Source organism: Effusibacillus sp. SKA8, from assembly GCF_058273125.1.
In genome coordinates, this window is sequence record NZ_JBZCSF010000005.1 from 80,696 (window position 1) to 94,915 (window position 14,220).

Below are 14,220 nucleotides of genomic sequence, written 5' to 3' on the forward strand. Positions count from 1 at the left end.
AATCACTCTCCTATTCCCATATTATAGCAGAAAAGACCCCCCATAGGACAATCCATCTTCATTGGATTCATTGGAGCTTCTTGCGATGTATCCTTTTTTTGTGGTCGATGGTCATGCCGCGAATCGTGTGCACTTCCAAGCCAAAGGATACGTCCAGTCGGCTGTTCACCCGCTCCACCGCCGTTTTCAAGATTTCCGGCTGTCTTTCCTACATCTGGTCGAATAAAGTATGTCCTTCTATGTCCTTCGGTAATATCCGAAGCAGACGTCTTTTTAGGGTAAAAATATTTTGGGCTTACTTCTGAATATCGATCATCAACCTCCGTAAGCCTGTCGGCATATTCCATGCAGCTTTTAACGCCTTCCGCACACTCTAGGCATGAAAAAACCGCCCCTGCTTTTCGCGAAAGGCGGCTTCTACTCAACTAATTCAAAAGTTGAGTTAATCATTTTGAATCAACTGAGTTTAGGTATTTTTTAACCTTCCAGTCCACTTTCCCAATATTTTTTCCCTGATACCAATGTATATCGGGTCTATGTTGAGACTCGAGTGGACGTGGTTGGCGCAAAGAAAGGGGAAAAAGCTTTCAGTCCCCTTGAAAATCGGGTCTATGTTGAGACCAATCTCCGCCGCGCGCCGGGTGAGATACTCGCCGCCTTTCAGTCCCCTTGAAAATCGGGTCTATGTTGAGACGGCGTATAAGGCTTTGGCGCGTGGCGTTTCGTAGTCCTTTCAGTCCCCTTGAAAATCGGGTCTATGTTGAGACTTTGTATTTATGTTTGATCGTGCTATGCTTGGTGGCTTTCAGTCCCCTTGAAAATCGGGTCTATGTTGAGACTGGGCAATCAGGGGAGGAACAAGAATCATTTAATCCCTTTCAGTCCCCTTGAAAATCGGGTCTATGTTGAGACTGATGATGGTTCATATCGCGGGCGTACGATCTATTTCTTTCAGTCCCCTTGAAAATCGGGTCTATGTTGAGACATTTTGGGGGAGTGACAGCCAGACTGCTCTGATACCCTTTCAGTCCCCTTGAAAATCGGGTCTATGTTGAGACGGCGGCGGCCGATCCCCACCCGCAGTACATTCTCGACGCTTTCAGTCCCCTTGAAAATCGGGTCTATGTTGAGACCTTGGAACACTGCCGTCTGGCTGCCGAGTTCGGCGATCTTTCAGTCCCCTTGAAAATCGGGTCTATGTTGAGACACAGCATAACGGCGGGTTTTATATATATTTACTGGTCACCTTTCAGTCCCCTTGAAAATCGGGTCTATGTTGAGACATATCTCGCAGAACAACCGGATGGTACGCTTCGCAACCTTTCAGTCCCCTTGAAAATCGGGTCTATGTTGAGACGCGGAGGCTCCCCTCCCTGATGGCCGAAGTTTGTTGCTCTTTCAGTCCCCTTGAAAATCGGGTCTATGTTGAGACTCGAAAGAGTTGGTCCTCGTATTCTTGGTGTGGACTCTTTCAGTCCCCTTGAAAATCGGGTCTATGTTGAGACAAAACCAAGTACCCAGCGTTCGACGTGACCCTTCGGGCTTTCAGTCCCCTTGAAAATCGGGTCTATGTTGAGACTTTCCGCACGTTATCTTTGGATACAATCGAAATTTCCTTTCAGTCCCCTTGAAAATCGGGTCTATGTTGAGACAGAAATATAGCGGGCTTGGAAAGAGCCACCGTCTGACTTTCAGTCCCCTTGAAAATCGGGTCTATGTTGAGACTTTCTCGCGTTGAGATGACGGACTTCGTATTCAGCTTTCAGTCCCCTTGAAAATCGGGTCTATGTTGAGACTTTGGGCATGAATCTAGGTGCCTACTAATCTTGGACGCTTTCAGTCCCCTTGAAAATCGGGTCTATGTTGAGACTGGGTATTCACTAGTAGACCTGACGTTGAAGCCTTGGCCGGCTTTCAGTCCCCTTGAAAATCGGGTCTATGTTGAGACCGACCGCGATGGGCATCCTAAAATCCAGCTGTGGTGCGGGTTTGGGAAACTTCTTACACAACAAATTTCTGCAATTTTTTCGAGGATTGATTTCTTGTTGAAAAACGGGCCTCATCCTCGAAATAATTCTTATCCCCCTTTCACAAAGATAGTATTCCCCACTCCGAATCAGCCTAAAAAAGCAATTATCAATGATCTACACTTCTCCCTTACATGGATAATATATCATAATTTTGTTAGTGCTTAGAAAAAAAGATCACCTAAATTCATGAAGGCGATCTAATCTTGGGCAACCCGTTGGCTGATCCCCGTCCAAATTCGATACATCCTCTCCAACAACCTTTCCCACGCTTCCAGGTCACAAGGCACTTCAACAAAAGTGCCCTTTACCGTAAGATATAAACCTGACCGGTCTTCGATCCATCCGAGGATCTTCTCCACCTCATGAGCGTACAACTGGACTTTGGGCATATACCGTTGCCAGAGAAACGATTGGCGTTCCTGTATTAGCCCTCTCTGCCTCCATTCCCCCCCCAACATCCGGGTCGCACACGGAACTTCACTGTAAACAGTCTGGGCATTTCGACACTCACGATGAATATCACTCTTGAGATAAACTTCCACCTGAATCCGATGTTACCGCCGGTAACATGGAGGAGTTGCCGTTTCCGTTGTTGAATTAGCAAATGGTGACTTCTGATGAATAAGGCTTGCTTTTGTTCCCAGGCCACTTTTGCAAGTACCCACATACTCTCATCATCACTACCGAATGTCATTACAGTACCTCCTGTATTCACAATCCGTGCAACGGGAACGTGACCATGGTTCAGGGAACGTCTCCTCTACCATCATTCTTCGAATGGCAGACAACGAATCTTTTACGTACTTTCTCATTGGATCGGTGATCTTGATGATATTGTAAGTCTTTGTGGGGATTTGATACACGATTCCTTCGCAAACCGGCACCTGGAAATGCTCTTCCAACAGCATTGCGTAGGCAGCCAATTGATACTTGGCATTCGCAAAAACACCTTTTTCCGTGTGTTTGAACTCTACCGGAAGATACTGGGTAACCCCCTTTTTCTCGTATGCAATAACCAGATCCAGCTTTCCGTATAACCCAAGGGTTTCGCTCTTCAATTGCAGATGAAACAGCCTTTTTCCTTCGGTCAGTCCGTAAGAGCGATATCCCCGCCGCCTCTCAAGTCGGTCCAACTCAACATGTTCTTGGACACCATGCTGCATCTTATAAGTGACCGGCCTGGGGACTGGCATGACGTAGAAATAATAAGGAATGCGGGGACAATACAAATATTGTTTTAAATCGGTCACATTCAATTCAATAGGGTGAATTTGTTGGAGATTGTCACTTGCATGAAACATTTTCGATTTCCCTCGCCTGTTTGAGATCTTTCTCGCACATGGGGTACATTTGGATGTTCCCCGCATCCACACCCAAAATTTTTTTTAGCCGAAAAAATAATTCTTCCATTCGGTTGTACGACAGTTCGCCTTTAAACGCACTGTATTGTACTCGCTGCAGACCGTAATCTTTACAGGCGTTAGCCACTTTTGTCCGCACACGATCATCTTCGACGTCATAAATGACCAATAGTTGCAACGCTTACCAACTCCACACAAACGGTTTGTATTCTCTTCCCTCACGCAAAAAAGTGGCCAAGTGATAGGCTTGCCGTTGGATTACCGTTTTCAACTGATATTTTTTCCCTTCATATCTGTCTTTGCTTTCCAACCGTTCCGTAATCGCCAAAGCAATGGTTCGCCGACTTTCCCGACTCAGCCCCTCCTCCTCCATTTTTGGAGAAAACCCTTTTGTAAAAAGGGACAAAACCGCTCGATCCACGATTGGCTGCCTGAATTCTTCCATGAAATCAAGGACAAAGGACGCTCTGCCCGACCGGTCCACATGCAGAAACCCCGCGCACTCTTCAAGACCGGCAAGCAAAACCGCTTTGCTGATTTCATTCTGCAGACAACCATATCCGTAATTCAGCACCATGTTGACCGGGTCGGAAGCCCCCCGATGATCTCGTCCCGGAAAACCAAGTTCCGGTTTCAGCAGTTTCTTAACCACTTCCCAATACAGGTAAGCCGAACGACCTTCAAGGGACAAAAGAACTCCCCGAATATCATCGATTGCGCTTCCGTCAATCTGACTGAGGTTCTCCAGATTCCTTTCCAAATGCAGGATCGTTTCTTCAAAAAGGGAATGGGTGTCGTTCCCGTTTCTTTTCCTGTTTTTCGCCCAATATTTGATCAAGTTCAGCTGGGCCCTGATTTTGGCACCGACAAAATGCTTGCTGATGATAACACTCCGCTTGTCGTTGTAAGCCTCCAATTGAGCCCGCCGTGTCGCTACGGTTGCTTGCAGGCTTGGGGATACAAGTTTGGCAAACGGGTCTCCTTTGTAGGACAGAAAATGGATAGGAATTCCTTGTTCCGCACAGTACTCAACCACGTCAGACGAAATCGACACGCCGCGGGATGCGATGATCACGTCATCAATATCAAAGAACGGGGTTTCTTGGACAATTTTCCGATCTTGATCCCGGATGACCAATCTCTCGCTGACTTTGCGGATCCCATATCCGTATTGATCCACAATAATCTGCACTTGCTATCACCTCCAGAATTCGGCAATTGTTTCCAGTATTCTCTTGGAACGACACTAATAAACACGTTATAAGACGAACTCATGCTATTTCCCGAGTCTGGATCGAAGTACTTTGGAGCATTCCATCAAACAAGGATATATCTGTGTGAGATTTTAAGACGAAAAAATCGTACGGGATCAGGCTTTATAAACCATCAACACGTACGATTGACTTGCTGTGGACCCGAAAGGATTCTATAAACTCAACATACCCTCCAATGACGACTCTTTATCCGGCTAAAACATGCGCTTGACCGCTGATATGTGTCTGTACCAATATGATCCCGGTTTTAAGGGAAGATACGTGCATTTTCCCGTTCCGCCGCCCATTTGAATCATTTGACCATTTCCCATATAAATGCCAACATGGCCTCCATTGTTAAAGCAAACCAAATCGCCCGCTTGCATTTGGCTTACCGGTACCGGCTCCCCCACCTGTTGGTACTGCTTTCGGCTGGACGTCGTAAACAGATACCCCAGAGCATGGTGATACACATATGCCACGTAGTTTGAACAGTCGAATCCTACCTGTCCCCTGTCTTCGTTATGGCCCCACGCATATTTGACTCCCAGCTTGGATTCTCCGACCCGGCGCAACGCGGCCACTTTATCCGCGCGGCTGGCGTTTATTGGGGCCAGCGGCGTAATTTGGGGGTCCATCCTAACGCCCCTTGGCGGTATCTTAATACCGGTTGCTTGGATTGAACTGGAATGGAGCGCAGAGTTATCCGAAACGGGATCGGCTGTACTTTCCCGATCCGTTTGGGCGGGAGCGGAAAGCAAGGTGGTATCGCCGTTTTTTACCGTAATTTTTTCGGCTCTTGTGTTGGGATGAACATATTGCACAAAATCACGAACCGCATCATTGTCCTTAATGTTTATCACATATTCGTCGCCGGTTCCTTTAACATCAGACTCCGGAATCGGCTTTGCATGCAAAATGATCTCGTTGCCGTTCACATACTCGGTTTTCTCCACCCTGACAAGATTGGAACTTTTTTGAACTTCCTGACTCTGTGTCTTCGGTGACGGCTGCTGTTTCGGTTCTCCCAACCGAACCCCTTGACAACCCGTGACAGTTAGCAAACATAAAAAAACAATGGGCCATTTGCGCATAAACTTCCTCCTTCCACGGATTCTGAATATACGTTGGCCCATTCTTCAAAATTTATGCGCCTCTGCCAAATTCAATCCGCATCGATTCTTCCCTCTGCCCAGTCTTTCACCAACAATTCGAGTAGATGCTCCTGAAAAACCTTTCTTCCCGTCTCTCTCATGGTTGGCAAAAGCCGGTCATCCCACGGAACTTTCATTCGCTCAAGGGCTCTGATCTCCCCCTCGGAGAAAGAAGGGTGGTGGGCTTGGACGGCCGACCGGTAAGTCTTGGCATCAAATCTCCAGGGGACAAACCGGTTTCCGTATCTTTGCAACAACCCCATTGCCATGGCCAATCCCTTCACGTCAAAATCCCCGCTATAATAAATCCGTGACCCTTCATGTGTCATCCTGTCAAGCAGCCTTAGGGCGGCCAAAGATGGCTGACCGCTTGTACAGATGAGGGGAAACGGGAACGAGTTTGCTTGTTTTACCCCGAAATCCACCAATGATCCAAAAATGGACGGGTTCTCCACAACAAACAGTTGCGATACGGAGGGGCAGGCAGTTGCAGCGAGCCGTTCGACAGTCAGCAGCGGCAATGCCACCGCATCTTTCGCATACTCTCCCACTCCCGCAACCCAAACCATCGAACTGACATCATCCAAAACAATCCCCGCCTGTGAATACCGCTCCCGGATGAATTCGGCCTGAGACACACTTTCCATATCGTCCCCGACAAACAGACAGGATTCTTCCGACGGTCCTTCCGATGGAATGAATTCTCCGAGCCGCTCCCCCTCCATGAGCTCCGCACAACGGTTTGGAGACTCCGGATCCTGGGTGTCTTGATTTAGCAAAGCCAGCATGCCCCAATAAAAAACTCTTCCCGACAGGGTCGACCGGTCAAGGCGGTGCGGGTCGCCCACAGTCCGTGCCGCAAAGACAGGTAACCGTTCATTTTGGGCCGGTAACTGTTCCAAAGCTGCTAAAGCATATGTCCAATCCGCGCTGTGACCCGTTTCGCGAAACTCCTTGTAACATTCGAGAAACGCCCTGTACCCAAGCCCGCCTCTTGCACTTAACGTTTCGATCCAGCGCTTCAATTCTTCTTTTTTTGCAAAGCCGGCCGCCCAGCGGCAAAACCGTTCCCATGACCGCCTTTCCGTTTCGCGTTGTTCCTGCCGGGTCATCCACTCCTCTCCGTACAGCAAACGCAAACAGTCCGCCACTGAAAGTCTGAATCTTGTTTCCTGCAGTGCATTGTCCAGTTCCGCAAGACGAAACCGGAATTCGGAACGCCCCAGCATGTTCACCGCAAACAATCCTTCGAGCGCTTCCCGTTCTTCCTCCCGCAAGTCGGAGAGGCGGACCGAACCTGCGACCCGCCCGTAGCTTTCATACTTCTTCCGAACCAGCGGCCACATCCTCTGCAGACCCGGCTGTCTTAAAAAATCCAGACATTCCGTGTAAATGCTCGGTGGTTTCGACATCCGTTTCGCCTCCATCGGAAGCTTTCGCAAAATCTCATCCGTCAAATCGGGCGGCAGCCACTTCTTTGACGGATTCCCAGTCACCGTCCTCCATCAGCCGCCGTTGCACCCCATTCCAGTAGTAAGGGATCAGGGTGACAAAATCGACATCCTGCGGCCGGTAGATTTCGTAGATGGACAAGGAAGGAACCGTGTCATAGCAACCCCAGAGCACTTGACTTGTCATCATGTAATCAAACCTCATTTCGGTCAGCAACTGAAACATGTCCCGCATGTTCTCATCGTCGACGCCGGCAAACGCCTCATCAAGCGTGATGATGCGGGGGGCATCGGGACGGGAATCCTTGTACCGCGAGTCGGTTGCGGCAAAAAGCGGGATGTACATGGCCATCGCCTTTTCGCCGCCGCTCATTACGTTAAAGCGGGAATCGGTCAACTCGCGCCAGGGCTGGCTTCCCTTGCGGTAATACAGGGTGAAAGCGAACCAGCTCCGGTAATCCAGCAGCTCCTGAATCCACTTGCGCAACCCTTCCCCCTCCGCCGCATCCTCCTTCGCCCAGCGGATTCGGGAACGGAAATGCCCTATCATTTGTTCAACCTCTTCCGCAAGCAGCGTATTCGGATTTTTCCTCAGTAACCGGACCAACTTTTCCGTATCCAGTTCCCTTTCGTTGCGTGCGGCTTTCGGTTTCCACTCAAGCGACAGCACCAAGCCGCTCGAGGTCTTCCGGTTCTCCATAAATCGGTTCATCTCCCGAACCCATTGCTCGGCCCGGTTGATCTTGTCCTTGATCGCCCGCCCCACACTGTGAATCAGAATTTGCTCATACAATTCCCGGTCCTTCTCATCGATCAGCAATCGTTGTTCTTCTTCCATGCGCAACAATTCATTCAAAAGCATGCGGGGTGTCCACGGCTGGGCACGATCCCGCAACGACTCGATGAAGATTCGCTCTCCCGTTTCCTCGTAACGCTGTTCCAGTTGATAATCGAGCAAGGCGTTTTTTGCCAAGGCGAACGCTTCCTGCAAATGGTTTAGCAATTGCTCTTTCCGCCGGGTTTCATAGCGGGGACGGAGCATGCTGCGGAGTGCTTGGGCGGTTTTGAGAATCCTGTCCGGTGTGTTAGCCACGACCGACTGCAGCGGGTGGCCCGTTTCAAACTCGATAAGGTTGAGATTCCATTCATACTGCCAACTTTGAATAGACTTCTGCAGTTGTTTTTCGCTCTCTTCGAGTTCCGCCCGTCTTTGCCGCAACCGCTCTTCCCCGGCTCCCAATTCTCCTTTCAACCGGCGCAATTCTCTCCCGCATCGGTCTATGGTTTCTTTCAGGCGGGAACGTTGGTCTTGGAGCTCTTGCAGACGCCGGAACACATCGTACAGTCCCAACTCCTGAACCAATTGGGTCAAAGATTGAACCGCCGCCTGAAACTGTTTTTCCCGCATCTCAAGTTTCTCCAAATGCTCCTGTTCGAAAGCGATCCGGTCCGTTACAGCCTGGAGTTCCTCCTCCAATTGGCGGGCTTCATGCCGGATTCTTCCCAGTACGACCAGCACCGATTTCAGGGTCAAGCCTTGGCGTTCGTAATCTTGCACAATCTCCAAAGCTTCCCGGAAATCTTTTTCCTTTTTCAGACGGGACCATTTGGCCGTTCGCTCCAAAACAACCCGTTGCTGTTCCCGCCACTTGCGGCTTGCATCCTTGTACTTCTCGCTGTACTCCGCTTCGACCTTTTTTGCGTGTTCCCAATCGGCTTTCGCATCCTGCAGCTCTCGGTTTGCCGCCCGCAACTTCTCGTCCGACGGCAATGCAAGCAGTTCCTGCCGCATCTGTTCCGATTGATCCGAGAGGCTCAGGATGATCTCCCTTATCTCGTCCACCTCCCCTTGAACAAGAGCAATCCGTTCTTCCAGGCGTTTCATTTCAGCAAGCCTTGTTTGCCTTCGGGCTTCCGCGCCGATCCATTCGGCCCGTTCCTTGCTTGCGGTTTGTCCGGTCAACGGGCCTAATACGAACCGGCCGGTTTCGGTAATGAAGGCACCGTTTCCTTCGCCTTCCCCAATTTGAATTGTACGCAACGCATCTTCCACCTGTTCGGCGGTCAAACCGCTTCCGACACCGGGAGTCGGCTCGAGATAATCGGCCAGTGTATGTCCCATCCAAACGGGGGCAGGTTTTATCCAAACTTCTTCTTCTTCTTCCAGAACTTCGATCGCTTCCGGTGAAATCCATGCATCCAACAGGCCCGAACGGTGCAGTACGGTTTCCAGAACAGCCCTGGTTCGCTCGTCGACATACGGACGAAATTCGCAGAGAGCATACAGCGGCCCTCCTATGCTGCTTCCCGTTTCCAGCCTGCGCTTTCGGGAACGGATTCTTGCCTCGGCCCGTTCCGGTTCCGGCTCGCGACGGTCGCGCCAAGCTTCCAGTTCCTCACGCAATTGTTCAAGCAATTGTTCTTTCAGATTTAAATCATGTTCTGCCTGCAGCTTTCTGGCTGTAATCGCTGCCTGCGCCTGCTCGGCCGCTGTCTTGCAAGGTTCGACAATTTCCTCGTAAGAAAGTTCAGGATAGCTCTGGAGCCGTTGCAGCACTTTCCGAAATGCGTCTTCCGACACAGGCAGCATTTTAAGTTCCTTGTACCAGACAAGCAAAGCGTCTTCTTGCCGGACGATCGCCTCCCGCAGTTCGTCCTCCTTTGCCCGCAAGAACCGTTCCGCTGCATCCTTCCTTTCGCGTGCCACACTCATGCTTTTCTCCGCTTCGTCCGCCTTCGCCGCCAAATCACGCTCGGTCACGCAAAGTCCGTGAACTTCTTTTAGCTCTTCCCTGCAGGCTGCCACATCCCGTTTCCAGCCGGCCCATAACCTTTCGTCCGCCGATTGGTCTTCAATTCCCCATTGTCTTTCGTAAAAATCGTGATCGGAAAATTCGATCTCCCTTGCCAGGGAATCCATCTCATCCCGCAGGTCCCGCTGCTCTTCCAACTGCTTGGAAAGCTGCTGCCGAACCTCTTTTGCCCGTTCCTCTTTCTTCCGCTTGTCCCGTTCCGCTTCCCGAATCCGTTGACGTGTTCTCCCGATCTCATCCTTCGTCTCGTTCAACCGTTCTTGCATGGTCTGCAATTCAACCTGTTTTTCCATCGCCTCCGAACGGTTTAAGTAGTCAATTTCCGTCTCCGTTTGCAGCAGGTGCAGTTCGGAGGTTTCCAACAAAGATTGGGTCCGCTCCTCTTCCTCTCGCAACCCGTTCCAAATCCGTTCCTGCTCCTTGACCGCTTCCTCTTTTTGTTTCCTGTCCGCTTCATCTTGCAAAACTTTGGAGGATAATTCAAACAGGCGCATTTCGTTATACTGATCGTAAACGGCAACCAGTTTCTCGGCCTCCGTCCGGTGAATCCGCAATTCGTCCAGACGGTCGCCAATCTCATCCATATCCTCCAACACTTCAGAAAGCGGCCGCAAATCTTCTTCGCTTAAAGGAGGCAGCGCGTCATTCAGGATACCGTAAATCGTCGAAGGCTTAAAATCTTTTGACAACTTGGGCGACCGCAGCTGAATCATCAATTCCAGCAAATCCTTATACGCTTCCAAGTCCGTAAAACCAAACAGCAGTTGATTCACCAACTGGCAGTATTCGCCCTGCTCACGGACCACTTTTCCGCCTTCGCCGATCAAAGCTTCCAATTCGGCCCTGTCCAACGGCACTTTCTGGCCATGTTTTTCGAACAAATCAACGTCATACAAAAACAGGTCTTTGCCAATCCGACGTTGGTCGGTAATCGCAAATCCCCAGAATCCCACTTGCGCGGCCCCCCGCCTTGCTCGCAACCCGATTCCCACAGTCAAATATTTGTCCGCTTCGGGTTGGCGAAACTCCAGGTACAAATACCCGATGCGGTCATGGATTCCGCTTTCCGTCTCTCCCAGCAGATAATACTCGATTTTACGGTCCCTTGAGCCGAAGGGGTCGAGCCTGGAGGGACGCTTGTCGCCGTCCAAAACCAACGGCAGGAAACTTTGCATCGTAACCGATTTTCCCGAACCGTTGGCCCCGCGAAAAATCAGCCTTCCATCCGAAAGCTCAAACACTTCATCCGTATAGAACCAAAAGTTGAAAACTCCCGCACGGTTCATCACCCATCTGTTGCCTTCCATTTTATTCCTCGTGCCCCTTCCAGTCGTATGTTCCGTTCCAGCGCAGGAATGCCGGATAAAGCTTTACAGTGTGCATACCCTCTTGCTTGCCCAAGTTCCATTCCCGCAAATGGACAACCAGTTCATCCGCCAGTGAACTGCTGGTTTTCTCCCTGTGGCTTTTGCTCCAGTAATCGCCGTGATACTCTTTCAACCGGCTCAAAATCCCCTCGAAATCAGCCCTTGTCAGCAACAAATTGCCGTGTTCGTCTTTTTCAAAAAAACCGGGTTGCCGATGCAGGATTCGGCGGATCTCTCCAGCCAACAACAGCAGGAGATCCGATTCTCCGGCAAGAGTAGGGAACAGTTGCATCTCGCCCGTCACATCGGTCCAGGTGAACAACAGTCCTTCGCGAAACCGCCGCCCTTCCAGTCCCAACACATTCCGCATCTGCTCAATCAACCAGGATCTTTGGGTCTGGACGTACCGCCTTTCTTCGTCTGACCACTCCCAGTCATACACAACGGGTTCCTGCATCAGTCGGCGAAAAATCTTGTGTCGCCTGGCCTGCACTTCTGAACTTGCCGCGGAATCTCCGGCAGTATACAAGGCAGGGGCCGCAGGGGCAATCAACTCTTCCATGGACCGGTAGGACATAAGATCTTTCGGGAAACGACGCAGCACATATCTTGCCATCGGGGAAGCTTCGTACAAAACGTTGTGGCTGCCTCCTTCCCGTGCCCAATCCGATTCTTCCCCCTCCACGGCAACAAGCGCTTCCAGTTCTCTCAATTTTTTTAACGCGCGGGCCATGGAAAGGCGATGTTCGTAAAGCGTCCAGTCAAGATTCACGTCCAGAGACAACAAATGTTCGCGGATGGTGTCCACCATCTCGGAAAGCAAAAATTGTTCCGCTTCTCCCCGGCCTTCCAAATACCACAAACCATACGTAAATAATGCGTAATCCCGCGGACTGTGAAAAGTTTCAATTCCCATCCAAGGCTGGTAAGAGCCCGGAATCTTCTCCAACTTGGCAAAACTGCGTGTCACAATCAGGGAAAAGCCTGCATGGTCATGAAACCAGTCCCGCAATCTTTCGTAATGATTTTTGACCAACAAGAACAGGTCCGGATCTTTCCGTTTCGTAATCCAGGGCCGGTTCAAGAGTGCCTGTGCCGCCTGCTGGAGTTCCACCCTTAGCCGTTCTTGGTCCCCAGCCGGATTCCTGCGGTTTCTCCTCACTTCCCGCTCACCTCTTTCAATACCATGCGGAAGTCAGGCAAATCCAACACCCCGTCCTCAAAAACCAGCTTTGCACGCCGTCCGTCTTCAGGTTCGAGCAGACGAATTTCCAGCCCGTCCGGTGTCCGGGTCGTGCGTGAACGATTTGCCATACACCGGCCAATCCACCTTAACAGGAACCTGCGTTCCAACAGGGTCAGCCGTTCCAGTTCGCTCATGGAAAATTCTCTCATCCCGATCCATTTCCCGAGAATCGCGTCTTCAGCCGCTTTCTCCGCAAGAAATGCTTGTTTCGCTTTCTCTTGCTGTTCTTTCCGTTCACGGATCGCTTCCGTATCCCCTGTTTTTCTTTGGATCCGACTTCGCGATTTCAATTCCCGAACCATGGGCACCTCATCCCACATCGACAGGTCTGCCGAGTCGGAGGTCCGTTCCCCTTCCCCCTGAAAATGCCGGGTTCTATAAAGACCAAACGTGTAAGCGCCAAGCCGGTGTGCATCTTCCACGTCTCCCAGACTCAGAAACCATTGACCCAGATAGTCCAGCTCCCGTTTGCGACTGATCCCCCACTTGTGCTTTTCTTGAATTGCCAACGCATATTTAAGCATCTTGGCAATACTGTCTTTTGTTGCCCTCTCCAGAAAAATTACGTCGCTCGGCTCACGTTCGTTTCCCGTGAACCAGTGCACGAAGATGGCCCATTCTTCCTGACGGCGGAAAAGCCGTTCCTCATCTGATACCGATTCCTCTAACGACGGCAGTTTGGCCTCATCAGCCACCACCGCATTCACAAACCCCTGCCATACTGCCGGCTCTGTCTCCCGCAAGATCGCCTCCAAATGTCCGCCATAACGTTGCAGTCCGACTACAAAATTGCGCAGATAGTGGGTTAACGTGTCCTTGAACACCAGAAACTGCTCCGTAAGCATCAACTCTTCCGCTCTCCCGGTTTGCAAGCTGGCCAAATAATCGGATGCGTTCTCATGTAACTGGCGAAAGGAGCTTTGCAAATCCCGCCACAATTGGAGGGCTTCCCCTTCCGCCCACCCGGCTGTCTCCCGAATCCGGTTTACATACCCCAATAACCGCTCCAGCAGGGTCGGTTCCAACGAACCTCCGTATCCCTGGATGTTTTCGAGGTTCTCCAACATTCGTTCAATTTCGATCGTGTAAGGGGTCATCTGGTATCGAAATCGCTTGCGCAAGTATTCTTCAATTGTGGTTGCCCTGCCGCCATCATGACGGCTGGTCAGGTTTTTCCACTCGGTCAGCACTTCCAGATCCCTCTGGCACTGTTCCAGAGAATAATCGGTAAGCAGCCCCCAGCTCATGACACCCGCATAGACCTCTTCGGCTTTCAGCCAATATTTCAATTTGCTGTGACTTTCATAGAAAAACCGGAGAATCAATCGGTAGCGGGCCACATTTTCCGCATTCAGATATTTGGTCTCCGGCACAGGTTTCGTCCACAATTCCTTCGTTTGTCGTCGGTTCACCGCACTCATCCTTTGCAAGACAATCGTTTCTATCTCTCTACTATACTGGATTTCCGCCACCTTGTAACACCACCTGCAGTTTTTTCATATATGGTTTCAGGATGGACGAATTTGGAAAAATGTAGACGTGAGG

General features: G+C 50.5%; 9 protein-coding genes and 1 CRISPR repeat array. All 9 genes read right to left on the reverse strand.

Annotation, left to right across the window (positions count from 1 at the left end; translation table 11 throughout):
- Positions 1-2: 2 nt before the first annotated feature.
- Positions 3-347, reverse strand: coding sequence for a hypothetical protein (locus AC4ED1_RS06015; protein WP_490936693.1), 345 nt, complete (start codon positions 345-347; stop codon positions 3-5).
- A 237-nt stretch (positions 348-584) separates the two neighbouring features.
- Positions 585-1,948: direct repeats of the CRISPR family, unit length 37 nt; unit sequence CTTTCAGTCCCCTTGAAAATCGGGTCTATGTTGAGAC.
- A 762-nt stretch (positions 1,949-2,710) separates the two neighbouring features.
- Complete coding sequence (cas4, locus tag AC4ED1_RS06020; protein ID WP_490936695.1) at positions 2,711-3,331, reverse strand: CRISPR-associated protein Cas4; 621 nt, start codon at positions 3,329-3,331, stop codon at positions 2,711-2,713.
- Positions 3,315-3,569, reverse strand: a complete 255-nt coding sequence (gene cas2 / locus AC4ED1_RS06025) for a CRISPR-associated endonuclease Cas2 (RefSeq protein ID WP_490936697.1) — start codon at positions 3,567-3,569, stop codon at positions 3,315-3,317. Before cas2 ends, cas4 begins: the two co-directional genes overlap by 17 nt.
- 3 nt (positions 3,570-3,572) lie before the next feature.
- Positions 3,573-4,583 carry a CRISPR-associated endonuclease Cas1 gene (gene cas1 / locus AC4ED1_RS06030; RefSeq protein ID WP_490936699.1) on the reverse strand — a complete coding sequence of 337 codons (1,011 nt, stop codon included), beginning with the start codon at positions 4,581-4,583 and terminating at the stop codon, positions 3,573-3,575.
- Between the two features lie 276 nt (positions 4,584-4,859).
- On the reverse strand, positions 4,860-5,738 hold the full coding sequence (locus tag AC4ED1_RS06035) for a C40 family peptidase (protein WP_490936701.1): 879 nt from the start codon (positions 5,736-5,738) through the stop codon (positions 4,860-4,862).
- Between the two features lie 71 nt (positions 5,739-5,809).
- The gene (locus AC4ED1_RS06040; protein ID WP_490936703.1) at positions 5,810-7,210 is read right to left on the reverse strand and encodes a TIGR02679 family protein; all 1,401 of its coding nucleotides are present in this window, start codon (positions 7,208-7,210) and stop codon (positions 5,810-5,812) included.
- Between the two features lie 34 nt (positions 7,211-7,244).
- A complete protein-coding gene (locus AC4ED1_RS06045; protein WP_490936705.1) occupies positions 7,245-11,369 on the reverse strand; it encodes a TIGR02680 family protein in 4,125 nt (1,374 codons plus the stop codon).
- Between the two features lies 1 nt (position 11,370).
- Complete coding sequence (locus AC4ED1_RS06050; protein WP_490936707.1) at positions 11,371-12,591, reverse strand: TIGR02678 family protein; 1,221 nt, start codon at positions 12,589-12,591, stop codon at positions 11,371-11,373.
- Positions 12,588-14,087 carry a TIGR02677 family protein gene (locus AC4ED1_RS06055; protein WP_490936709.1) on the reverse strand — a complete coding sequence of 500 codons (1,500 nt, stop codon included), beginning with the start codon at positions 14,085-14,087 and terminating at the stop codon, positions 12,588-12,590. Before AC4ED1_RS06055 ends, AC4ED1_RS06050 begins: the two co-directional genes overlap by 4 nt.
- Positions 14,088-14,220 lie beyond the last annotated feature (133 nt).